The following is a 21,309-nucleotide window of genomic DNA, read 5'->3' on the forward strand; positions in this document are numbered from 1 at the left end:
GTCAATGGCTTTTCAGATACTATTAAATTTCTTCATTGCAGTCGTTTGGATGTTCATGAATAGTTCATTGACACCTTCTACGTTCATCATAGGATATCTTATCGGGCTGTTGATGATCATCATGACGCGCCGTTATTTCAGTGGACGCTTGTACATTTGGCGCATCTGGTCTGCGGTAAAATTAACAGCGATTTTCCTAAAAGAACTCATCTTGTCGAATATTTCCGTGTTGCTTTTAGTTATTAAACCGGATTTGTCGACTATGCAGCCGATGTTCTTTGCAATGCCAACTGAGCTTGAAAAAGATTGGGAAATCACGTTGTTATCTAGTTTAATTACGTTAACACCTGGTACGGTCGTCGTTCATGTTTCAGACGATCAACGTACTCTGTATATCCACGCAATCGACGTAGACGATGTGGATGAAGCAATCGACTCTATTAAAAACACATTCGAGAAAGCCATTATGGAGGTGAGCCGAGGATGAACGTTTTTTATTCTGTCTGTCTCGTGCTAGTCATCCTGTCTATGCTCGGATTACTATATCGCGTATGGAAAGGTCCTTCCGTGCCAGATCGGCTAGTAGCTCTGGATGCGATTGGCGTCATGCTCATATCCGCCATCGCGCTGCTTTCCATCTTGTTCGATACGCCGTTCTTCATCGATGCGATTTTATTGATCGCTATCATGTCGTTTATCGGCACAGTGTCCTTCTCAAAATTCATTGAGAGAGGAGAGATCATTGAACGTGGACCTAATAGCTGACATGATTATTGTGTTGCTCGTGACGGTGGGGATCATTTTCACGATCGTCACAGTCATTGGAATTTTACGACTTCCCGATGTCTATACACGCGCACATGCCGCTTCAAAGAGCGCTACACTAGGAGTAATGAGTTTACTGCTCGGTATATTCCTTCACTTTTGGTGGAATGAAGGCCATTTCAGTGTGGCACTGTTGCTCGGTATCGTCTTTTTGTTTATCACTTCTCCGATTGGCGGTCACTTAATGACACGTGCCGCTTATATGTCGGGTGTAGAACCTACCGACTTGACGGTTGGAGATGATTTAAAAGATGCAGTAATAGAACAACGTATTGAATCAGAAAAAAACACGCCGGATGACAAATAGTCATCACGGCGTGTTTTTTCAATAATATGGATAGTAAGGGTAATACGGTTGTGTATAATATGGATAGCTGTTGTAGTAAGGTGGATAGTAACCTCCACCATAGCCACCTCCGTAACCGTAACCTGGAAATATAGCATTACCTAAAAATCCGCCAACTAAGCCGCCTAGGAAAGGACCCCCGAAACCACCAAATCCACCTCCATAACCGCCGCCATAATGACCGCGACCGCCACCGTATCCACCTCTATGACTATGTCTTGTCATCTAACTTCCCCCTTTCCATGTATCCTATGTCTAGCCGGAAAGAAGGTGTGGGGAAAGCGCCTATATAGAACTATTCTTGTTGTTCTGCTTCAGCAGCCAAACGCTCTACAAAGGTTGCCAATGTACGTACCATAACACCTGTAGCGCCTTTTGGGCCGAGCACATGTGGACTCGCTGCATCAGATGTACCCGCAATGTCTAAATGAATCCACGGTGTATTCCCTACAAATTCTCCAACGAAACCACCTCCGAAGATCATATGACCATCCCGTCCTGGTGAGTTATTTACATCTGCGACATCACTTTTGCGAATCCGCTTCCGATCATTTTCAGTTAACGGTAGTTGCCAAATGAATTCTCCTGTTTCATCTGCCGCTTCTTGGAATTTCTTATAAAATGCTTTATCGTTTGTTAAAGTGCCCGTTTTATCATGACCGAGCGCTACAATGACACCACCTGTTAGCGTGGCTACATCAATTAAGTACTCAGCGCCGGCTTGTTTTGCATATGTCACCGCATCAGCCAATACTAATCGGCCTTCTGCGTCTGTATTTAATACTTCAATTGTCTTGCCGCTTAAAGACGTGATGACATCGTCCGGCTTGAACGCTTCACCAGAAATCATATTGTCAGAAGACGCAATGACGGCAATGACGTTTTTCTTCGGTCGTGACTCCCCTATGATCGCCATAGCGCCGAGTACAGCTGCCGCGCCTCCCATATCGCCTTTCATGCCCACCATGCCGTCTTTAGGCTTCAACGAATAGCCACCAGTGTCGTACGTAATTCCTTTACCGACTAAGCCGATGACATCTTCCCATTGTTCTGTCGCTTGGTACTTCAGCACAATGAGTTTGGGCTCTTCTACTGAACCTTGATTGACCGCAAGAATTGCTCCCATACCGAGCTCTTCCATTTCCGCTTTACCGAGAATATCGATTTCCAAGTCATAGCTCTCCGCTAATTCTCGTGCATACTCCGCCATCTTAGTTGGCGTTAATAGATTAGGCGGGACATTGACTAGCGTCCGGGCTTCGTTCACTGCATGTGCGGAAATCATGCCCACTTCTCCAGCAGCAGTGACACGTTCTTCATCTTCCGTCGTGAAGAATGTCACAGTAGTTAGTCGGACATCCACTTCATTGGAAGATGTCTTGAATCCCTCATATGCGTAGGAGCCCATTCCGATACCCTCAGAGGCCAGGAACGCCACGTCCTCACTATCAATCTCTTCATTGCAGAACGGGGCTGTCCAGACGCCTACAGTGCGTACACGGTCGTTGTGTAGTTGTTTACCTACCTCGGCGAATAATTCGCGCAATGTTTGCTCTGTCAGTCGTTTCTGATTGCCAACGCCTACAAAGTATACGCGGTCGTAACTTTGCTTCGATAACGCAGGCATTTTAGTAATCGCCTTAAACTTCTGTTGCACGTCATGTGATTTGATCCAGTCTGATAATGAAGGATGGAAAGAGTCAACGAACGTATCGAAGCCTTCTACATTTTCTGGATGATCGGGTATACCTACAATCAGTACTTCTACTTCCTTTTGATCCATTGCGGATGCTGTTTCTACGTGTATCATGTGTGTTCCTCCCCTTTTCTTTACGCCTTCCCCATACTAGTATAGACTAGTCAGATTAGCACTTCCAACTACAAATAATTGTTCGTTGGATAACGAGTAGATCCAAATTATGTTATACTGATTGCTAAACTACTGACAGTAAAGGAGTGGAATCTCTTGGCTATATTTGAAAACATACCGCTCCTCGCAGCGCTATTCGCCATCTTATTTGCCCAATTTGTAAAAATTCCTATTCATTTTTTATTAACACGTAAACTCAATTTCGGACTTATGACATCCACAGGTGGCATGCCCAGCTCTCACTCAGCAGCAGTTACTGCACTCACAACCGCCATCGCATTCGAAGCTGGCTTGGACTCGCCATTATTCGCCATATCCGCTATCTTCGCGGTCATCGTCATGTTCGACGCAACGGGGATCCGCTACCAAGCAGGACAACAGGCTTTGATCATCAACCAAATGCGCTCAGATTTCCAAATATTCGTCAGCGATTTGAAAGACTGGCCTAAAAAAGACAACGACGCAAAAATCCAAGAACTCAAAACCCTACTTGGCCACAAACCCAACGAAGTATTCTTCGGAGCCCTAACAGGTATCCTCATTTCGATCATTACGTATACGGTTATATTGTAACGTCTTCAACTCCACTACGTCGCTTACGGGTCTCTCTCGCAATGAGACTACCGCTATTATCGCATTCGTTTGATTATTATGAGGGAATTTTTACACGTCACACAAGATAGTAGAATGAAAGGTGCCTTTCTCTTACCAATCTTTCATTTTCTTTTAAAAAGCAAAAACGGAACTGTCACAAGATGTCGTAACATACGACTTCCTGTCCAGCTCCGTTTTTTCATATCCACACCTAGCAAAGAGTATCAGAACATCTGATACCCCATCTTGCGTAAAACCTTCATTACAAAACCTGCGATAATCGCTCCAACCATACCACTCGCCAAAATCACGATATCCACTGCATGTAGCGACATCAAATTCGCCCCCAGCTCACTAAAAGCAAAACTAGGTTTCGTAATGTATTCATACATCGGCACATCATCAATAATAAATATCACGATAATTGGGTAAATAATAGCCATAAGCCACGTCATGCGTAACAGCATATTCAATAAAAAGCCAATACCGAAAAACATAACGATAAATATCAAGATCGATAGCATCACTTGTGCTATGGATATAGTTTGCATGCTTGCTAACCTCCAGTTCATCACCTCAACATTTTACAGGATGAGGAGACGGCTTTCAATAGAATGAGACAGAGTACACAGAACGTTCTTCTCAGATGTCATGAATTTTTAAAATTTGACAGACGAATTTCCTTGCTTTGACTACTTCCACGGTTGACTTGTTGCCTATTTTGTTGCACACAAAAAGCACTCGCTTCTGCGAGTGCTTTCCTGTATCCATTATAACACGTTGAATTTACCTTTTTTAATCGTTAACCCGAGACCACCGATCATGAATAGTGCACGGTTGTCGATCATTTTCTTCATGAATGATGCTTTTGTTCCCGTCACTTTTTTATCGAATACTACACCAATCGCATCGGAATCACCTAAAGAACAAACGCTACCTTTTAAATCCGGCACGAATTCTTTTGTTGGGTTTCCTTTCATCAATGCGATGATGTTGTTAGCAATCATATCACCTTGTTGCATAGCGATTTGTGCAGTTGGTGGGTATGGACGGTTGATGGCTTCATTAATCATCAACGCGCAGTCACCTACTATAAATACATCGTCGAATCCTGGTGCACGCATGTCTTTCTCAACTTTTACACGAGCACGCATGTTTTCTATGCCAGATTCTTCAATCAGATGGTTACCACGGACACCAGCAGCCCATACAACCGTACCTGCTTTGATGAATTCAAACTCATCTTCGCCTTTTTTAATCTTCACGCCTTCAGGAGTTGCTTCTACAACCGGTGTACCGATAGAAAACTCTACACCTTTTGAGCCCAATTGACGCATTGCATACTCCACAAGTTCCGGATCGAAACCAGGCAATACCATTGGAGCTGCTTCTACACATAAAATGCGAACCTTTTTGGCTGGCACATCATATTCCTTACATAATTCAGGTACACGGTTTCCTAGCTCACCTAGATACTCGATGCCTGTGAAACCTGCTCCACCTACGACGATAGTTAGACGGCTATCGTCTTTTACTTCTTCAGTAGACCAAGTTGCGAATTGATATTCCATGTGATCACGAATGTGACGAGCTGCATTTACATTGGCAATAGACAATGCGTATTTGTCCAAACCTGGAATTCCGAAAGTTTCTCCTTCGAAGCCAAGACCGATTACTAGGTAATCATATGTGTGAGAACCAAGGTTTGTTTTTACGCTTTTTGTCGCGACATCGATGCCAGTAACTTCTGCTTCGATGAACTTTACTTTATTACTATTGATTACACTAGAAATATCATAGCGAACTTGTTCTGGAGATAATGTTCCAGCTGCCGCTTCGTGCAACCATGTAGATTCGTAGTGATAGTCATTTTTGTTGATCAGAACAATATCTGCTTCATCTGCACCTAATGACTTTTGCAAATTCACAACAGTCATCAAGCCACCATAACCTGCACCCAATACTAAGATTGTTGGTCTTTTCACGTAAATCGAACCACCTTTTAATTTCTTAAACGCCGAGAACGTGTAAAATCAATCTTACTTGGTTTTGCAGTGCCGGCATTTAGTTTGATATGAATAGAATCTTACTTTCATTACTAATAGTAGACCTTTTGAGCGCGTATTTCAACAGAATTATTATTATGCAAATAATCAATTTAGACTAGTGATTTGTCACGTCTATAATTTCACCACATCTTGCTCGGCTAAGATGGGTAGATTTATTCGCAATCAGCAGGTGCGCCAGCTTTTTTAGCTGTTCTAAATGAAGTTCCGCAACCGCAATTGGCAATCGCATTCGGATTGTCGATGGTGAAGCCGCCACCCATAAGAGATTCTTTATAATCCACTTTTGTACCTACGAGAACAGCTGCATCTTCTTCTTTTACTACTACCGGAACTCCGTGAGCAATATACGAGATGTCATCGTCTTCTTTTTCTTGGGTAAAACCAAGAGCGTATGTTAACCCTGTGCAACCTCCGCCTTTGACGGAAACGCGCAAGAAAGATCCTTCTTCTTCGTTATGAGTCATCATTTTCTTCACGTGAAATGCTGCCGCTTCTGTAATCTCTACTGTGTTTGTCATCAATACCACTCACTTTCCACGTTTTCTTTTTATCATATCAATCTTTTTCATCACAATGCAAACAAATAGTCCCCCTACTAGGCCTATTTTAATGTATAATAAGACTTAGGACAGAAAGGAATGATACTAGTGGAAATCAGCCCGTTTTACGAGAGAAAGATGCAATGCTTACTGTGTAAAGAGCATTTTCCTACTACTAAAATTCGTTCTCGCCAAGTAAGGGTAGTTGATCATGATAGCGATTTTAGACCTATTTATATAGATAAGGAAATTAATCCTATTTTTTATAATGTAGCTGTTTGTCCATCTTGCGGTTTTGCATTCACTGATGATTTCGCTCCGTACTTCGCGCCAGGCACAAAAGAGATGATCGCTAAAAATATCACAGCCAAATGGCGCAGTCGCTCATTTGGAGGCGAACGGACGCAAGAGCAGGCAGTGGAAGCCTATAAATTAGCTTATTTAAGTGCCAACTTTAAAAAAGAAAAGCATTTAACGATGGCAGGAATGATGTTGCGTATAGCTTGGATTTATCGTCAGGATGAAAATCGCCAAAAAGAAATGCGTTATCTAGAAGTATCTCGTGACCTGTACATCCGTGCATTTTCTGAAGGGGATTATATGGGAACTCAAATGTCTGAAACTCGTGTGCAATACATTATTGCAGAATTATCTTGGCGCATTCATGATCGTGCAGAAGCAATTCGAAACTTTTCACGTGTCATTGAAACGCAAAATAGATCGACTGAACCTACAGTCATCCAAATGGCCAAAGATCGATGGCAGGAAATTCGTGACGCAGAAACCATCCATAAAACTAGCTGAATAATGAAAGCCGTGCAAAGAAGATCATACTTCATTTGCACGGCTTTTTTATTTAATGAAATTAAAAAACCTGTTCTACTTCTACTACGCCTGGTACTTCTTCAAGTAGTGCACGTTCAATACCTGCTTTTAATGTAATCGTCGAACTCGGGCAAGTTCCGCATGCTCCTAAAAGTCGCAGCTTTACAATTCCTTCGTCAATGTCCACTAATTCACAGTCTCCTCCGTCACGCAAGAGGAATGGGCGCAATTTATCTAGCACTTCTTTTACCGGCTCATATAATTTAGTATCTGTTGTCATTGTAATCACACTCTCCTTTCCTTATACTTATTATAAACTGCCAAGCAGAAAAAATCCAATAATGAATCGGAGGTTTGATTAATATGTCGCAAACACCAGTTACAATTGAAGTATATGGAGCAGAAATCATCTGTGCCAGTTGCGTAAATGCACCTTCTTCCAAAGATACGTATGAATGGCTCCAGGCGGCCATATCAAGAAAGTACCCTGAACAACCATTTACTATTACGTATATTGATATTGATCAAGAAGTAGAAGAATCACGTCAGCAAGAAATTGTCGAGAAAATTCGTGAAGACGAGTATTTTTACCCGCTCGTCATGATTAATAACGAAATGATCGGTGAAGGTCATATTCAACTGAAGCCAGTCTTTAACGCCTTAGAAAATCATGGTTACCAAGCAGGATAAATTGATAATTTGATGGATTAATTGAGAACAATCCATTCATTAAAGCGGTCATTCTACGTCGAATTGACCGCTTTTTTGTATCCAATTACCGCATTATACATATATAACTAAAGAAAAAGCCACTTCATAGAAGTGACTTATAGATATGGATAATTAACCATTATGCCATTTGTACATCCATAGCAACCCGGATTTCATTAGACGGGCGATTCTTCCTGTCACGGTACGATCTGCCAAGTACGCAAATCCTTGTTTCTTTCCTAACGACCCCATGAAACCTTTTAGTTTTAGCTCCGGCATTTCAAGCATTAATGGCTCACCTTTCCAAGTCGAGCGTAGTACTTGAACGATTTGCTCCCCTTGCACTTCTGCCAATTGAGCGCTTGGTGCGTGTGGAAGCGCAGCAATGTCTCCGACTACGTAAACGTTTCGGTTACTTGGGACTTGGTGATATTGGTTGAGTACGATACGGCCTGAACGGTCTTTCTGAATGACTAAATCGTCCACGACCTTGCCTGGCTTAATACCAGCCGTCCAAACTACTGCATCTACATCAATGGTCTCTTCATGGTTATACAGAATATGTTCGCCTACTTGAGTAATGTTGGAATTCGCCACGACTTCTACTTCGTTTTGATCAAACCAACCTTTTACGAAATTACTCAATCGTTCAGGGAAGTCACGTAAAATACGCGGGCTGCGGTCGAATAATTTAATTTTCAAGTCTGGACGACTTTCGCGTAATTCACTTGCTAATTCGATTCCGCTCAGTCCCGCACCAACGATTCCTACTGTCGCCCCATCACCTAGTCCTAGTAACGTCTGATACGTCCTGCGAGATTTGCCGATTGTTTGTATACTCAGTGTATGTTCAGCAGCTCCAGGCACGTTGTGGTAATTATCTTCACTGCCTAGTCCGATGACTAATTCGTCATATGCTAGTGCTTGACCATCTGCTAACAACACTTCTTTTTCTTCGAGCTTAATTTCTTGAATCTCGCCTTCGACTACTTTCAATTGGTCATGAACAGGGATCGCAACGCGTACATCGGAATCAGAAACGGTTCCTGCTGCAAGCGCATAAAATTCTGTTTTCAAACTATGAAATAAGGTTCTATCGACAAGTGTAATTTCAATATCGCTTGGTAATTCTTTATTTAGCAAACGCAATAAAATTCTCATGTTACCATAGCCGGCACCTAGTAATAGTAATTTTCTCATAATGTTCTCCTTCTATGTCTATTTTCTTATGCATCTCATTTGCCATTATAGCAGTTTGTGATAACTTTCACAATATGTCATGTTGATTGACGCTTTTGTAAAAAAAGAGTACCATTTCTAGTAGGCGAGGTGAGAAAGATGAATCCCATCGTGGAGTTTTGTATGAGTAATTTGGCAAATGGTGCCTACCCCGTATTCGAAACGTTGGAGCGTGATCCAAACATCGACGTACTAGAATACGGCTGCTTGAGCTATTGTACGAAATGTAGTGATACGTTGTACGCTATTGTAAATGGTGAACTTGTTGAAGCGGATACTGCGGATGAATTGACAAAGGAAATTTATCAGTTCATTGAAGATAATCCCCTTTTCTAATAAAAATAAACCTATGCGGTGTCCTAGAAGCTGGTATGCTTGTAGGGCATCCTTTTTTGTATAGGATTCAGTCAAGGTCTGTGGACGGTTGCAAATATAAGGTAATGGATGAGTGCGATAAGATGTAAGATCCAGCTAGCAGACGCTTTGCCGTGTCCTCATGCCTAGCCCAACAGCCTATTCTTTTACGGCTTTCCAATACAACAAAAAAGCTATCTCAAGAAGCCGTAACATTACGGCTTCTTAGATAGCTCCTCATGACTTCAGCCAATCCGCAAGCGAGTTCAGCAAATAAGTAGGTTGCTGCGCCTTCTTCAGCACATCTTCCATAGGTGTGACGCCCGTTGCGACATACGCTGTATCAATACCATAGCGAATTCCCGCCATAATATCCGTATCATAATTATCGCCAATCAAAATCATGTCTTCTTTTTCGTACATCCCTTGCTGTCGGATAAACTCCAGCATATGCGGCTCTGGCTTCCCTACGATGAGTGGCTGTCTATCAGTCGCCACTTCCATCAACTTAAGGAAAGAACCATTAGCGGGTACCAATCCTTTTTCAGTCGGGAATTTGATGTCTTGATTGGTACCTAAGAAATGAGCACCGTTACGTATCGCCAAACAAGCATCCGCGAGTTTAGTGTAAGTAACTTGGCGATCAAGCCCCATTAACACGACATCAGGATTCGTCGTGGTGATTTGGATATTTTCGAGTTCTAGCGCTTCACGCAATCCTTCTTCACCAATCATCATGACACGCGCGCCTTCAAAGTGTTGCTTGCAATAGCGAGCCAATGTCGTGGCAGAATTCATGATGAAATCGACTTCTGTATGCACACCGAAACCCGCTAATTTCTTCTGTTGAGCAGTACGTGTCAATGCCGCGTTATTCGTAATGAAATACGTCCCTTTACCTTGAGCTTGGCACGCTGCCACGAAATCTACAGCTTCTTGAATGGGTTCACTCCCGCGATACATTGTGCCATCCAAGTCAAAGCAATACGCTTTATAATGTCTCATCATTCAGTCGGAAGAAACGCTGAGACTGGGCCTAATTCATTCATTAAGTAATCTCGAACTTGTCCCGGAAATTGTTGTAGTTCGTTACGTGTATCGCGAATAGATTGTACTACTTTATCTGAATCCACTTCTACGAATTGACGAACAATCATTGGTCGTAATGAAATGAATGCTTTTAAAGGGAGAGCTTGCTCAGTTTGAATGACTTTTTCATCTTCAAGGATATCAATAATATCGTCATAACTTCCAGGGTCACGCATGATGAATCCGTCGATCATGGAATTTCCTACATCAATGATTCCTTCAATCAAGCCATGCGCAATTCGCTCTACAGCTAGCTTATTTACATCGCTTTGTAGCCAGTTCGTTTCCTTCTCAAAAATGTCGAGTAACTGCTCCATATACGCTAATGTTTTATTGATCTGATTTTGATCTACAAAATACATACTGTTCTTCCTCCTCCTATACTTCATACTTCTATCTTACCATATTTATTGCAAAACAAATGAAAGCTCCAAGCAATTTTGCTCGAAGCTTTCATTTTTAATGTTCATTTGTTGGAGTAGATGTTACTTCAGACTGTACTTCCTCTACAACTTCTACTTCTGTTTGCTCTAATTTTACTTTTCCAATCTTTTTCAAGATGAAATACGCACAACCGAAATTACAGTATTCATAAATATAATCTTGGACGGTACTAATTTTGGTTTCATATGTAGATTTGGAATTACGATCTTCGAAAAAGCCTTTTAATCGTAATTGACCATATCCCCAGTCACCCAAAATATAGTCATACTTTAACAGCACTTCGCTAAAGCGTTCATTCAAGGCTTCCTCATCGAACCCATCGCGAAACTCTTCTGTAATTTCATACTGCATACTCTCTAAAATAATCATTTTCTCGTTCACTTCCATTTAACTGCTCGCTTGTCCTTCAAGTTTCAGCAGTTCGTCACCTTGGCGCTGTCTCTCTTTAGCCGAAGCATTAACTTGCTCGTCTGCATGGTAGCTTGAACGCACAAGCGGCCCCGCCTCACAATGAGAGAATCCTTTAGTCATTGCGATTTTACGCAATTCACCAAACTCATCGGGCGAATAATATTTCACTACTTTAGCGTGTTTTTTTGTCGGTTGCAAGTATTGACCAATTGTCATGATATCTACGTCGTGTGCACGAAGATCATCCATTGTCTCAATAATTTCTTCCACTGTTTCGCCGAGTCCGACCATCAATGAAGACTTCGTCGGGATCTCCGGATACATTTCTTTTGCTCGTTGAAGTAATTCAAGTGAACGATCATATGTTGCACGTGCACGAATTCTTGGAGTTAGACGGCGTACGGTTTCAATATTATGGTTTAAAATATCTGGCTTTGCATCCATCAAACGTTGCAAGTTTTCTTTATCTCCACCCATATCCGAAGGGAGTACTTCAATAGTAGTAAATGGATTTTTTCTGCGTATCGCACGAATAGTTTCCGCGAAAATAGCAGATCCTCCGTCTTTTAAATCATCGCGTGCTACGGCAGTGACCACAGCATGTTTCAAATTCATTAATTCAACTGACTCCGCTACGCGTTCCGGCTCAGCAGTGTCAAGTTCATTAGGTAAACCAGTCTTCACAGCACAGAAACGACATGCACGTGTACATACGGCCCCTAGGATCATAAATGTAGCTGTGCGTCGTTCTCCCCAACACTCATGAATATTCGGGCAACGCGCTTCTTCACATACAGTATTCAAGTTTTTCTCGCGCATTAATTTCTTTAAACCTGTATAGTTCTCGTTGGTGTTAAGCTTAATTTTCAGCCAATCTGGCTTTCTAATATGCTCAGATTTTCTTCCCGTCTCAGGTTTGCATGACAACGCTACCGACTCCATTCTGTTGATAGATTCTACTCATGTCAATGTAACATAAATTCAGATAACCTTCAATTATAGATAGCAATTGATTTGAGCTAAGCCGACAGGAGTGATATAAATCGATGACCTAGTGACTCGCTCGAGATTTCATCGTAGTAACTGCGTGATTTTGTTACGCTACTTTACTTGATGTAAGTTTCAGGTCAAAAACACTACTACATATCTCTTCAACTTACGAACTTCAACGTACTATGCCAATTGATCGTAATCGAAAGGCGACAAAAAACACTTGCAACCAACTATCTGGCCGCAAGTGTATATCGTGTACTATTCGATTTTGAATTTCTTTTTGAACTTACTGAGGATTGTAGCATAAAAGATGCTGATAAATAGACCGCCCCAGATGATCATTACTCCGACTAGCATCATGAGGATTGCAGAACCGCTCATTCCTGTATCCATTTATAGCCCCCCTTTATTTTCATCATAATCTGATGTGATTCTTGTGTTGTCTTTCCACTTCAATGATGTGAAGACGATCGACATGACAAATGCCCCTATCGCTACTGGCCAACCAATCGTCCACAAGAAGGATGTTGGATAGCCTTCATAGTTTTCTGCGATATTATCTTTAATTAAGAAGAATAGCATAGTACCTAATACTAATGGTGTGATGAATGATAGCGATACTTTCCACCACCAGCCTAGACGAATATCTGATACTGCATTGGCATGTTGCTCGAACAATCCAAGTTTTCTGAAAACCCAAGCTAGTAAGATGACTTCAACTAGACCAATCACAGCAATACCAAATTGGTTAATAAAGTAATCTGCTACGTCTAAGAAGTATAAACCACCGTTTGTTGCATATAGCATGGAAATGGTTGCCGACAGCCCGATACCGATCGTAACCGAACGACGTCTGGATATGTTGAATTTGTCTGACATACCTGCAATATACGTTTCACAAATCGATATGAGTGATGTAATTCCAGCAAGCGTTAGTGACAAGAAGAAGAATGCGCCGAACAGACCGTTTAATCCTGGCATTTGATTAATAATTTCAGGGAATACGACGAATGCTAGCCCTACACCTGCAGTAGCTACGTCTGCTACATCTACTCCTTGACTAGTTGCCATGAATCCTAGCACCGCGAAAACTCCGATACCTGCCAGTAACTCAACTGAAGAGTTAGCGAAGCCTGTAATAAAGGCGTTATTGGTAATATCTGATTTCTTCGGTAAATAACTAGAATACGTGATCATGATAGCAAATGCGATCGATAAACTGAAGAAGATATGTCCGTACGCTGCAACCCATACACGCGGGTTGAGTAACTTATCGACATCCGGTTTGAAGAATGCATCCAGCCCTACCATAGCTCCGTCTAGTGTGATTGCACGGATGACGACGAATAAGAAAAGTAAGAATAGTACAGGTATAAATATCCGATTCGCCAACTCAATCCCTTTCTTGACTCCACCAAGTAGGATAATGTAACAAATGACCCAGACGAGCAACAATGGCAATGCCACGCCTCCAACGAGTCCTCCGACGTCCCCAGGATTATCCGCTAAGTTCAGGACGTCCCCGAAGAAGAATGCTTCTGGATCTTTCCCCCATGATAAGCCAAATGAATAGACCGTATACTTCATGGCCCATGCGATGATGACAGCATAGTAAGTAGATATGACGAAAGATACAAAGATCCCCCACCAGCCTAGAAACTCCGTCTTTTTCCCATTCAAACGGAAAAATGAAAGTGGAGCAGATCCACGATATTTATGACCAATTGTAAATTCCATGATCAAAATCGGGATACCAGCTGTTAAAAGGGCAAATAAGTACGGGATAAAAAATGCGCCGCCTCCATTTTCATACGCAACATAAGGGAAGCGCCAAATGTTTCCGAGTCCTATAGCTGAACCAACCGCGGCCAATATAAAACCTGCTCTCGTTCCCCACTGTGAACGATTTTCCATACAACTCACCTCTTTTTTGTTATTTTACAAAACTTATTACATTTCGATTTATTCTGATAACTCTAGTTCTGTACATTTAGTATAAACAGCCTAATTAGAGATGTCAAAACAAATTTAGACTAAGAATGAAGTAATTATCACTCTTAGTCTAAAAGGTAAACTATGCTATTTGCTCTACGCGTTTCTTTCCTTTGACACTCAAATACGTAAATAAAACTATTAAGGTAATAATAACAGCTACTAAACCGATCCAGACAGACCCAGTTAGACCCAGAACGACATACCCAATCACTGCTACACTCGCTGCGACAAGCGCATAGGGCAACTGTGTGGAGACGTGATCCATGTGGTTACAACCCGCTCCGGTAGAAGATAGGATTGTCGTATCGGAAATCGGTGAACAGTGATCTCCGAATACCGCTCCTGCGAGTACTGCCGCTAATGCTGGCAACAATAATTCAGGTGCCGCATTGACCATAATCGTACCTGCAATCGGCATTAAAATACCGAAAGATCCCCATGAGGTACCTGTCGAGAACGCCATTAATCCTGCTAATACGAAGATCAATACCGGAAGGAAGCTGACAGGAATATTCATTCGTTCTACCATCGTAGAAAGGAATAGACCCGTATCTAGCGAAGCTATTAAGTCAGTCAATCCCCAAGCGAAGATTAAAATAAGAATCGCAGGCATCATGGCCTTTATCCCGCTAATGAACGCGCGCCCCATCCAGGACACACTGGCTGTTTCGTTTTTCTTCATTTGTAAAATATATAACAACATGGCTAGCAATGTAGCCGTTACACCACCTATTACTAACGAGAATGGTACATCGGTATTTTCAAAAATAGCCCAAATATCGAAAATACCCGCTTCTTTATAGCCTGTATAAATCATCATACCGAGCGTTACCGCAATCAACGTGACGATCGGTGCAACCAAGTCGCGAACTTTCCCATACATATGCTCTGGGAATTCTTCTTTCAACTGGCCAGGGATTTCTTTATCTTGGTCATATAGCTCGCCTTCATTCATTGCGCGATCTTCATGTTTCTTCATTTCAAAGAAGTCATTATTCGTCCAAGCGAAGAAGAAGACCATCGACAATGTGGCAATGACATAGAAGTTCATCGGTGCCATCAAGACGAAGGCAGTTAATGGTGAATAGCTGACTGCTGCTGTCGTACCTAAAATAAGTGCAAGTTGTCCAATCAAGAACGCACCCCAACTAGAGATGGGGGATACGACACAAATGGGTGCCGACGTAGAGTCAATGAAATACGCCAACTTTGCACGAGAGATCTTGTGCTGGTCCGTGATCGGTCTTGCAATCTGTCCAACTGCTAATGAATTGAAATAGTCATCCACGAAAATGGCAATTCCAAGCCCCATCGTCAACAGCTTTGCTCCACGTTTCGTACGGATGCGAGTGACTGACCAACATGCAAATGCGGCACTTCCTCCAGATAGACTGACAAATGCAGTAATGACACCTAATAATAATAGAAATAACATAATGAATATATTGTATGTATTGAGCCCGCCATCATAAAAAGAAACTGTCATGGCCCTCCATACACCTTTTACTGTCTCAAGCGGAGCAAAGTTCGCTATAAGTAAAGCGGCTGTAACAATTCCTGCTCCTAATGATAATAATACTCTCCTCGTCGCTAACACCATCACGATGGCGATAATAGGAGGCAAAATAGAGACCCACGATCCGATCATTGTAATTCCTCCTCTTTCTAGTTGCTAGATGATATCGAAATGCAGAAGATCTTTCGAAGAGTGGAAAGCCTATAGTATCCTGTAATTTCCCGATAAAAAAAGCCGCCCCCACAGGCAATACCATACGTGTAGGGGTCGGCCAACCAATTCATCAAGCAACACATGAATAAATCGCAGTACAATTGGCTACTGTAGCTCTCCATACATTGATCAGTGTATGACAGTGTCATTCCTCTTCGAAATGACCCCAACTTGAGAAGCAGACTCTTCTCAAACTTCGGCATTGCCTCCTTTCGCTAGCGGTCATAGATGTCACTCTCTCGCTAGGTACTTATAAACAATGCAGCCTCTACGTAAGTCTCGATATTCTTCTGTTCTCAGTGTAGCAATAATCGACAACGTTCACAATACCTTTTACTCCTTCTTTTCAAGCGGAACTTCGATTTGCGCTGGCGTTTGCTCTCCTTTCGAATAAATTTGCGGTACCTTCCCTCTAATCAAGCCAATTGCAATCGGTATTTTCTGTTCTACTACGCTCCTGCTTGTAGCTAGCGGAACGATAATCTGCACATTGACTTGTAACATTAGATACACTTCTACATACGCGTTATTGATACCAAATTCACGAATATCCGTTTCTACTGTTGCATGTACATCTCCAACGACGTGGAAGCGGATCGGGATTTTTGGCCCCAAGTTACCGAGCAACGGAATATTCGCCGCTTGCCCAATCGGAACGAAAAAGACAATCCCTTGTTCTTTTTCCATCTGGTCGGGATTATACTCGAGATCTCCGAGTGGCGGTAACATATCTAAATCTCCGCCCTCTGCACGTTCTAGATGATTTTCTACAAGCTGATGAATTTCTGACATGACCTGGCTAATGATTTCCGAGTTAAACTTGGTCGTCACCGTATCTGTCGTATCATCGGGGACGTTTTCGATAATTTCATTGACATCGTAAACGCTGGTGGACCGGTTGTTAATAGCTTGACTGATGACGTGGCTGGCTATTTTTTGCGTTTGTACTTCAGCATATTGTGTGTAGATTGGCGTTAGCTGTTTATTAACCATATAGAAAAACATCGCCACTCCCACCAAAATGCCCGGGATGACAAAGCGCAGTATGATTTTGCCATAATTATTTCTCTTTGGCCGTTTTTGATTTGTATAAAACCGCATACAAACGCCTCCTACTTCACATTATGCGAAATAGGAGGCGTACATAACTAGCGTTCATTGAAATATTTTCTTCCATACCAACCGAGAATATCGCGAAGCATTTCTGGCATAATATATTCCTTCTTCGCTTCTTTTAGTACTGGATAGAAAAAGCCAAACGTGAACATATCCAGTGTTGCCAATGTATACATCTCACCTGGCTCCACTAAACGGTTTCCCGCGAATAATTGTCCGTCGGTGTTACGGTATAAGTGCTCATGTATCATGCTGCCCATCAGTGTGCCACGAAAACCAAGACCTTTTATCGGAAGTTCCGTCCACTTTGGATCAAGTGACTGCTCGTAAACCGTCAACAAATCAGTACCATCCAAATGAATCAGGCACGGATTGATCGGATGAGGCAATAATGAATGCAAATCCCCTTTCGTCACCCAACCTTTATCTAAGCTACCAAGGAATATCCCTGCGTTGAATAGTGCACAGTCGGCATCCAGATACGTTAGTAACGCACGGCCGAACAGCGAGGATAATGGGCTGTCGCCTGTTAGACGCTGTGATAAAGGTGAAGGGTTATAAAATACTGGAACTTGCAAAGTTGCTTCTCCTTTAGCAAATAAGGAATTCACTTCTTCTATATCCTCTTCTGTCATTTCCATTAGTTGTGTCGAAAAAACTTCTGCTTGCATATGAACGACTTGACCTGTTATTCGGTCTATATCGACTTGAACATGACCGACATAATGACCGAACTTTTCTGCTGCCGCAAGTAATGTGTCGTCAATCCACTCGCCATTCGGCAATAAGTGATGGGTGTGTGCGCCTAAAATAACATCGATCTCTGGGCACTGCGCAGCCAATAGACGATCTTGATTGATTCCTAAATGAGAGAGACAAACAATGACATCGCATTGAGGACGCAAGTTGCGTGCCACTTCCATCAATGCTGCGTGCGGTTCGGCTACGCTCCAGCCAAGTTGATCATAAAAAGCATAGTATGGCGCTGTGGCCCCTATGACACCGATACGCACACCTTCTGCGGTCTCCAATACTTTAGATGTCTTCGCCCAATAGGGTAGCTTACCATCTACTTCCATCAGGTTGCAAAGCACTACATCAAATTTCGCATCTTCATATACTCTATTCAGCGCTTCCTTAGACATAGTGATTCCTTCATTGTTTCCAATGGTCACTGCGTCATATCCTGCTTTATTTAATAATTCAATATTTCCTTTACCTTCTGTTCCCTCGGTAAATGGATGAGATCGATCAATATGGTCTCCAATATCAAATAAAAAGTAACTCTCTCCATCGGCTTCAGCTTGTTGCTTGCGCTGCTGAAGGAAGTGATGGATTTGCGGCCAGTTTTCGAAATGACTATGGATGTCATTCGTATGGTAAATGTGAATCGTCGCTACCGTTTCTTTCATATGTGTCAACCCCAAATCCCCTCATAAATGGAACGTAGTCCAAAGACGAGTAAAATGATGCGTATGACTAAAACTAAAGTATCTGATTTCATTTTGCTATTTAAGTAGGCACCAAGCATTCCACCGAAATAGGCGCCCGGCACGACAGGAATGGTATAGAGCCACGGCACATGACCGAGTGAAATATGCGAAATCGAGTTGACGATTGCTGATAAGAACACCATTAGCATCGATGTCGCGACCGCTACATGCGGTGGGAACAAGAATAATAAAATCATAGCCGGTACGACCATCGTCCCGCCACCGATTCCGAATAATCCAGACGTAAACCCAATGAATAATGCCAATAGGATGGCGAACCAAATCGGGTATCCGTAAATATGCGTTTGTCCTTGGGGGTCTGTGAACTTGATTTTCTTCCCATTGTCTACGAACCATTTAATCGGCTTCAAATATTTTCTCGTTAGTAACAGTGTAGATAAAACAATGAGCAATATACCAAAATATAAATTAAAAGATTGCAAACTTACGTTTTTATTGACCAACGCGCCGAGTACGATACCTGGTATACTAGCAGTAAAAAATAGAAATGCACTGCGATAATCAATCGTCTTCACTTTCATATAGGACAGTGTCGATCCAAGTCCATTCGCAATCATCATGATCACCGACAGACCTACTACGCTCTGCGGAGTGATATCCGGAATCATGCCTAGATTTAAACCGATAAACAAAGTGACAGGAACCAAAATCGTTCCGCCCCCGAGACCGGCAATCGAACCGATAATGCCGGACGCCAGACCAATCAAGGCGAGTACTACAAATTCCATTACTGATCCCCCTCAAATAAATCCATCTGCTTGGTGAGAGGCTGACCGTATTCTATGCCGAGTAATCCTGCAAATTGTTTAGCGTTCTTTGCTGCATGCTGACCAGAGTTATTATTAAAGATGACAAACACTTCTTCTGTCTGCTTCTCAAGATGGGTGACGATTTCACTCATACTCTTTAATTCTTTTTCATTGTAATCATACAGATAGCGGACTTTACGCCATGCTTTACTATCGCCCATCGTATTGACCCAACCTTGATCATTGCGCCCGTGGAGACGTAACAAAACTCTCGGATCGGTCGCAACCGGCACAAGCGGTACACTGCCGTCCCCTACTTGCGGCTCATCACAGACCACATGAATGATGTTCAAGCTTTTCAGGAAATCGAGTGTTTTCTCTCGGTAAGCTTGCGAATACCATGTTTGATTGCGAAACTCTACAGCAATTGGCAACGGTTGTAATTGCTCATGCACATAGCGAATGCGATCCACATTTTCCTTCTTACAATTAAACCACGGTGGAAACTGTACAAGGACCATCGCCAGCTTCCCAGCTTCAACAAACGACGTCATCGATAGTTTGAACAGCGAGAACATCTCCTCTTCGGAATCATACGGGAGCTTCCCACGCTGATGACCTGTGATGCCCTGATAAGCTTTTACGACGAATTGGAAATGAGCAGGCGTTTCCTCTGTCCACTTATCCATTACCTTTTTCGATTGTATTGCATAAAACGTCGAATCCAGCTCAACGATTGGAAAATGCTTACTATAATCTATCAGTTTTTTATTCGCGACTGTATTTTCATTATATAGGCTTGGATGGTCTCCCCACCCTGTCAGGCCTACATGTATCATGGAAAGCCCCCCTCTTTTTATCTTTAGCTTAGTGTATCATATCTGATGTACTTTCGGAAAAGTCGTACTTTCCAACTCGATTTTACTAGTTTCGATAGTGTGCTTAATCGGATTCATTTCACTTCTACATAAAAAAGCGTCTCGGGAAACGATTCCCGAAACGCTACCTTTCTATTTAACCTCGCCAAGCGCTCATTCCACCGCGTACATTCGTTACATTCACAAATCCTGCTTTTTTGAGTTGCCCTGCAGCATTCGAACTGCGCATACCGCTTTGACAGATGACGATGACTTCTTGATCTTTCTTCAATGTTCCCATTTTATTTGAAAGTACATTCAATGGGATATTCTTAAATTCCTTTATATGGCGTGCTGCATATTCAGCCGGTGAACGGACATCGATCAATTGGATATTCCGATCTTTCACTCTGTCTTTTAATTGTTCAGTCGTGATTGAATGCACACCTTTTGCCGACTTCATTCGCCAAACTACTAGTCCGACGAGGAGTGCTATAATCATCCATCCCATATGTGGTGCCTCCTATTAGTGAGTCCATTCCATGATGACGAGAATGACACCCATCACCGCAAATGCTATGTTACCGATACAAAAGCGCGGAAATAATTTCTTTTCCATATCTTCTGCTGACCGGATTGTGCAGCTTCGATTGAATAAAATTTGTTTGAATGTATTCATGCGTCCAGTGCAGCGTGAATACTTGCTGGATCAAAGCCGATAATCCATTTACCATTCAACTGTGTTTGTGGAACGCCCATCTGTCCCGTTATTTTCATCAGTCGCTCTCCTTCTTCCGGATGTGTAGAAACATTGATCGTCTCATAAGGCACATGGATTTCATCTAGATAATTCGTCATCATCGTGCAGTAAGGACAAGTAGAAGATACATATACAGTTGCTTTTTCAGTCACGTGAAAAACTCCTTTTCATTTGGTTGTACCTTTATTATATACCCCAGCAGGTATAAAATCAACGAATTGATTTCGTGTTAGGATGGCATTTATCTTTCTTGTAATACATGCTATTATCTTTAGCTAAA

Annotated in this window: 27 protein-coding genes and 1 riboswitch; of the genes, 7 read left to right on the plus strand and 20 right to left on the minus strand. The window is 42.2% G+C overall.

What is annotated here, in order from left to right; all coding sequences use genetic code 11:
- The first annotated feature begins 4 nt into the window (after nt 1–4).
- From SporoP17a_RS04465 to mnhG, 3 genes are read left to right on the plus strand one after another with little or no spacing between them, the layout of a single operon-like run.
- On the plus strand, nt 5–487 hold the full coding sequence (locus SporoP17a_RS04465; protein WP_029054415.1) for a Na+/H+ antiporter subunit E: 483 nt from the start codon (nt 5–7) through the stop codon (nt 485–487).
- Entirely contained in the window at nt 484–765 is a 282-nt protein-coding gene (locus SporoP17a_RS04470) for a Na(+)/H(+) antiporter subunit F1 (RefSeq protein WP_083032931.1), read from the plus strand. The genes SporoP17a_RS04465 and SporoP17a_RS04470 overlap by 4 nt, the downstream gene beginning before the upstream one ends.
- Nucleotides 749–1,132: a monovalent cation/H(+) antiporter subunit G gene (gene mnhG, locus SporoP17a_RS04475; protein ID WP_083032934.1), complete on the plus strand. Its 384-nt coding sequence runs from the start codon at nt 749–751 to the stop codon at nt 1,130–1,132. The genes SporoP17a_RS04470 and mnhG overlap by 17 nt, the downstream gene beginning before the upstream one ends.
- Nucleotides 1,133–1,150: 18 nt before the next feature.
- Here mnhG and SporoP17a_RS04480 read toward each other — a convergent pair whose 3' ends face one another.
- Nucleotides 1,151–1,396, minus strand: a complete 246-nt coding sequence (locus SporoP17a_RS04480; protein WP_083032937.1) for a hypothetical protein — start codon at nt 1,394–1,396, stop codon at nt 1,151–1,153.
- A gap of 70 nt (nt 1,397–1,466) precedes the next feature.
- Nucleotides 1,467–2,981: a leucyl aminopeptidase gene (locus SporoP17a_RS04485; protein ID WP_083032940.1), complete on the minus strand. Its 1,515-nt coding sequence runs from the start codon at nt 2,979–2,981 to the stop codon at nt 1,467–1,469.
- A gap of 156 nt (nt 2,982–3,137) precedes the next feature.
- Here SporoP17a_RS04485 and SporoP17a_RS04490 point away from each other — a divergent pair, with 156 nt between their 5' ends.
- The gene (locus SporoP17a_RS04490) at nt 3,138–3,614 is read left to right on the plus strand and encodes a divergent PAP2 family protein (protein ID WP_083032943.1); all 477 of its coding nucleotides are present in this window, start codon (nt 3,138–3,140) and stop codon (nt 3,612–3,614) included.
- A 245-nt stretch (nt 3,615–3,859) separates the two neighbouring features.
- Here SporoP17a_RS04490 and SporoP17a_RS04495 read toward each other — a convergent pair whose 3' ends face one another.
- From SporoP17a_RS04495 to SporoP17a_RS04505, 3 genes are all read right to left on the minus strand, one after another.
- Nucleotides 3,860–4,186 carry a YuiB family protein gene (locus SporoP17a_RS04495; RefSeq protein ID WP_083032946.1) on the minus strand — a complete coding sequence of 109 codons (327 nt, stop codon included), beginning with the start codon at nt 4,184–4,186 and terminating at the stop codon, nt 3,860–3,862.
- Nucleotides 4,187–4,405: 219 nt separating this feature from the next.
- Nucleotides 4,406–5,620 (minus strand): NAD(P)/FAD-dependent oxidoreductase, encoded by a 1,215-nt coding sequence (locus SporoP17a_RS04500; RefSeq protein WP_083032948.1) that lies wholly within the window; start codon nt 5,618–5,620, stop codon nt 4,406–4,408.
- A 236-nt stretch (nt 5,621–5,856) separates the two neighbouring features.
- Nucleotides 5,857–6,222, minus strand: a complete 366-nt coding sequence (locus SporoP17a_RS04505) for a HesB/IscA family protein (RefSeq protein ID WP_083032951.1) — start codon at nt 6,220–6,222, stop codon at nt 5,857–5,859.
- A gap of 120 nt (nt 6,223–6,342) precedes the next feature.
- Here SporoP17a_RS04505 and SporoP17a_RS04510 point away from each other — a divergent pair, with 120 nt between their 5' ends.
- Nucleotides 6,343–7,047, plus strand: coding sequence for a DUF2225 domain-containing protein (locus SporoP17a_RS04510; protein ID WP_083032953.1), 705 nt, complete (start codon nt 6,343–6,345; stop codon nt 7,045–7,047).
- A gap of 61 nt (nt 7,048–7,108) precedes the next feature.
- Here the strand turns inward: SporoP17a_RS04510 and SporoP17a_RS04515 are convergent, their stop codons facing one another.
- Entirely contained in the window at nt 7,109–7,348 is a 240-nt protein-coding gene (locus SporoP17a_RS04515; RefSeq protein ID WP_029054424.1) for a NifU family protein, read from the minus strand.
- Nucleotides 7,349–7,431: 83 nt separating this feature from the next.
- On the opposite strand from SporoP17a_RS04515, the gene SporoP17a_RS04520 reads away from it, so the two are divergent.
- Complete coding sequence (locus tag SporoP17a_RS04520) at nt 7,432–7,758, plus strand: YuzD family protein (RefSeq protein ID WP_083032956.1); 327 nt, start codon at nt 7,432–7,434, stop codon at nt 7,756–7,758.
- A gap of 153 nt (nt 7,759–7,911) precedes the next feature.
- Here SporoP17a_RS04520 and SporoP17a_RS04525 read toward each other — a convergent pair whose 3' ends face one another.
- Nucleotides 7,912–8,979, minus strand: coding sequence for an NAD(P)/FAD-dependent oxidoreductase (locus SporoP17a_RS04525; RefSeq protein WP_083032959.1), 1,068 nt, complete (start codon nt 8,977–8,979; stop codon nt 7,912–7,914).
- Nucleotides 8,980–9,117: 138 nt separating this feature from the next.
- On the opposite strand from SporoP17a_RS04525, the gene SporoP17a_RS04530 reads away from it, so the two are divergent.
- The gene (locus SporoP17a_RS04530; protein WP_083032962.1) at nt 9,118–9,354 is read left to right on the plus strand and encodes a YuzB family protein; all 237 of its coding nucleotides are present in this window, start codon (nt 9,118–9,120) and stop codon (nt 9,352–9,354) included.
- Between the two features lie 255 nt (nt 9,355–9,609).
- Here the strand turns inward: SporoP17a_RS04530 and SporoP17a_RS04535 are convergent, their stop codons facing one another.
- From SporoP17a_RS04535 to SporoP17a_RS04590, 13 genes are all read right to left on the minus strand, one after another.
- Entirely contained in the window at nt 9,610–10,380 is a 771-nt protein-coding gene (locus SporoP17a_RS04535) for a TIGR01457 family HAD-type hydrolase (protein ID WP_083032965.1), read from the minus strand.
- Complete coding sequence (locus SporoP17a_RS04540) at nt 10,377–10,823, minus strand: DUF86 domain-containing protein (RefSeq protein WP_083032967.1); 447 nt, start codon at nt 10,821–10,823, stop codon at nt 10,377–10,379. The genes SporoP17a_RS04535 and SporoP17a_RS04540 overlap by 4 nt, the downstream gene beginning before the upstream one ends.
- Nucleotides 10,824–10,920: 97 nt before the next feature.
- The gene (locus tag SporoP17a_RS04545) at nt 10,921–11,274 is read right to left on the minus strand and encodes a YutD family protein (RefSeq protein ID WP_083035902.1); all 354 of its coding nucleotides are present in this window, start codon (nt 11,272–11,274) and stop codon (nt 10,921–10,923) included.
- Between the two features lie 18 nt (nt 11,275–11,292).
- A complete protein-coding gene (gene lipA, locus SporoP17a_RS04550) occupies nt 11,293–12,258 on the minus strand; it encodes a lipoyl synthase (RefSeq protein ID WP_083032970.1) in 966 nt (321 codons plus the stop codon).
- 309 nt (nt 12,259–12,567) lie between these two features.
- Nucleotides 12,568–12,702 (minus strand): MetS family NSS transporter small subunit, encoded by a 135-nt coding sequence (locus tag SporoP17a_RS16700; RefSeq protein WP_233193587.1) that lies wholly within the window; start codon nt 12,700–12,702, stop codon nt 12,568–12,570.
- The gene (locus SporoP17a_RS04555; protein WP_083032973.1) at nt 12,703–14,223 is read right to left on the minus strand and encodes a sodium-dependent transporter; all 1,521 of its coding nucleotides are present in this window, start codon (nt 14,221–14,223) and stop codon (nt 12,703–12,705) included.
- Nucleotides 14,224–14,383: 160 nt separating this feature from the next.
- Nucleotides 14,384–15,952, minus strand: coding sequence for a Na+/H+ antiporter NhaC family protein (locus tag SporoP17a_RS04560; RefSeq protein ID WP_083032976.1), 1,569 nt, complete (start codon nt 15,950–15,952; stop codon nt 14,384–14,386).
- 184 nt (nt 15,953–16,136) lie between these two features.
- Nucleotides 16,137–16,312: riboswitch (Lysine riboswitch) on the minus strand.
- Nucleotides 16,313–16,366: 54 nt separating this feature from the next.
- Nucleotides 16,367–17,134: a sporulation protein YunB gene (gene yunB / locus SporoP17a_RS04565; protein ID WP_083032979.1), complete on the minus strand. Its 768-nt coding sequence runs from the start codon at nt 17,132–17,134 to the stop codon at nt 16,367–16,369.
- 47 nt (nt 17,135–17,181) lie between these two features.
- A complete protein-coding gene (locus SporoP17a_RS04570; protein WP_237262381.1) occupies nt 17,182–18,561 on the minus strand; it encodes a bifunctional metallophosphatase/5'-nucleotidase in 1,380 nt (459 codons plus the stop codon).
- Between the two features lie 5 nt (nt 18,562–18,566).
- Nucleotides 18,567–19,391 carry a sulfite exporter TauE/SafE family protein gene (locus SporoP17a_RS04575; protein WP_083032985.1) on the minus strand — a complete coding sequence of 275 codons (825 nt, stop codon included), beginning with the start codon at nt 19,389–19,391 and terminating at the stop codon, nt 18,567–18,569.
- On the minus strand, nt 19,391–20,251 hold the full coding sequence (locus SporoP17a_RS04580) for a DUF72 domain-containing protein (RefSeq protein ID WP_083032988.1): 861 nt from the start codon (nt 20,249–20,251) through the stop codon (nt 19,391–19,393). Before SporoP17a_RS04580 ends, SporoP17a_RS04575 begins: the two co-directional genes overlap by 1 nt.
- Before the next feature lie 175 nt (nt 20,252–20,426).
- Nucleotides 20,427–20,780 (minus strand): rhodanese-like domain-containing protein, encoded by a 354-nt coding sequence (locus SporoP17a_RS04585; RefSeq protein ID WP_083032991.1) that lies wholly within the window; start codon nt 20,778–20,780, stop codon nt 20,427–20,429.
- A gap of 164 nt (nt 20,781–20,944) precedes the next feature.
- On the minus strand, nt 20,945–21,181 hold the full coding sequence (locus SporoP17a_RS04590) for a glutaredoxin family protein (RefSeq protein WP_083032994.1): 237 nt from the start codon (nt 21,179–21,181) through the stop codon (nt 20,945–20,947).
- Nucleotides 21,182–21,309: the final 128 nt, after the last annotated feature.

The sequence above is a fragment of the Sporosarcina ureae genome, from assembly GCF_002082015.1.
In the GTDB taxonomy this organism is placed as follows: domain Bacteria; phylum Bacillota; class Bacilli; order Bacillales_A; family Planococcaceae; genus Sporosarcina; species Sporosarcina ureae_A.

Bases quoted from the DNA above. Each gene is read 5' to 3' on its own strand.
- SporoP17a_RS04465 (WP_029054415.1), top strand. From the start codon at position 5: ATGGCTTTTCAGATACTATTAAATTTCTTCATTGCAGTCGTTTGGATG.
- SporoP17a_RS04470 (WP_083032931.1), top strand. From the start codon at position 484: ATGAACGTTTTTTATTCTGTCTGTCTCGTGCTAGTCATCCTGTCTATG.
- SporoP17a_RS04480 (WP_083032937.1), bottom strand. From the start codon at position 1,396: ATGACAAGACATAGTCATAGAGGTGGATACGGTGGCGGTCGCGGTCAT.
- SporoP17a_RS04485 (WP_083032940.1), bottom strand. From the start codon at position 2,981: ATGATACACGTAGAAACAGCATCCGCAATGGATCAAAAGGAAGTAGAA.
- SporoP17a_RS04495 (WP_083032946.1), bottom strand. From the start codon at position 4,186: ATGCAAACTATATCCATAGCACAAGTGATGCTATCGATCTTGATATTT.
- SporoP17a_RS04505 (WP_083032951.1), bottom strand. From the start codon at position 6,222: ATGACAAACACAGTAGAGATTACAGAAGCGGCAGCATTTCACGTGAAG.
- SporoP17a_RS04510 (WP_083032953.1), top strand. From the start codon at position 6,343: ATGATACTAGTGGAAATCAGCCCGTTTTACGAGAGAAAGATGCAATGC.
- SporoP17a_RS04515 (WP_029054424.1), bottom strand. From the start codon at position 7,348: ATGACAACAGATACTAAATTATATGAGCCGGTAAAAGAAGTGCTAGAT.
- SporoP17a_RS04520 (WP_083032956.1), top strand. From the start codon at position 7,432: ATGTCGCAAACACCAGTTACAATTGAAGTATATGGAGCAGAAATCATC.
- SporoP17a_RS04525 (WP_083032959.1), bottom strand. From the start codon at position 8,979: ATGAGAAAATTACTATTACTAGGTGCCGGCTATGGTAACATGAGAATT.
- SporoP17a_RS04530 (WP_083032962.1), top strand. From the start codon at position 9,118: ATGAATCCCATCGTGGAGTTTTGTATGAGTAATTTGGCAAATGGTGCC.
- SporoP17a_RS04535 (WP_083032965.1), bottom strand. From the start codon at position 10,380: ATGATGAGACATTATAAAGCGTATTGCTTTGACTTGGATGGCACAATG.
- SporoP17a_RS04540 (WP_083032967.1), bottom strand. From the start codon at position 10,823: ATGTATTTTGTAGATCAAAATCAGATCAATAAAACATTAGCGTATATG.
- SporoP17a_RS04545 (WP_083035902.1), bottom strand. From the start codon at position 11,274: ATGATTATTTTAGAGAGTATGCAGTATGAAATTACAGAAGAGTTTCGC.
- lipA (WP_083032970.1), bottom strand. From the start codon at position 12,258: ATGGAGTCGGTAGCGTTGTCATGCAAACCTGAGACGGGAAGAAAATCT.
- SporoP17a_RS16700 (WP_233193587.1), bottom strand. From the start codon at position 12,702: ATGGATACAGGAATGAGCGGTTCTGCAATCCTCATGATGCTAGTCGGA.
- SporoP17a_RS04555 (WP_083032973.1), bottom strand. From the start codon at position 14,223: ATGGAAAATCGTTCACAGTGGGGAACGAGAGCAGGTTTTATATTGGCC.
- SporoP17a_RS04560 (WP_083032976.1), bottom strand. From the start codon at position 15,952: ATGATCGGATCGTGGGTCTCTATTTTGCCTCCTATTATCGCCATCGTG.
- yunB (WP_083032979.1), bottom strand. From the start codon at position 17,134: ATGCGGTTTTATACAAATCAAAAACGGCCAAAGAGAAATAATTATGGC.
- SporoP17a_RS04570 (WP_237262381.1), bottom strand. From the start codon at position 18,561: ATGAAAGAAACGGTAGCGACGATTCACATTTACCATACGAATGACATC.
- SporoP17a_RS04575 (WP_083032985.1), bottom strand. From the start codon at position 19,391: ATGGAATTTGTAGTACTCGCCTTGATTGGTCTGGCGTCCGGCATTATC.
- SporoP17a_RS04580 (WP_083032988.1), bottom strand. From the start codon at position 20,251: ATGATACATGTAGGCCTGACAGGGTGGGGAGACCATCCAAGCCTATAT.
- SporoP17a_RS04585 (WP_083032991.1), bottom strand. From the start codon at position 20,780: ATGGGATGGATGATTATAGCACTCCTCGTCGGACTAGTAGTTTGGCGA.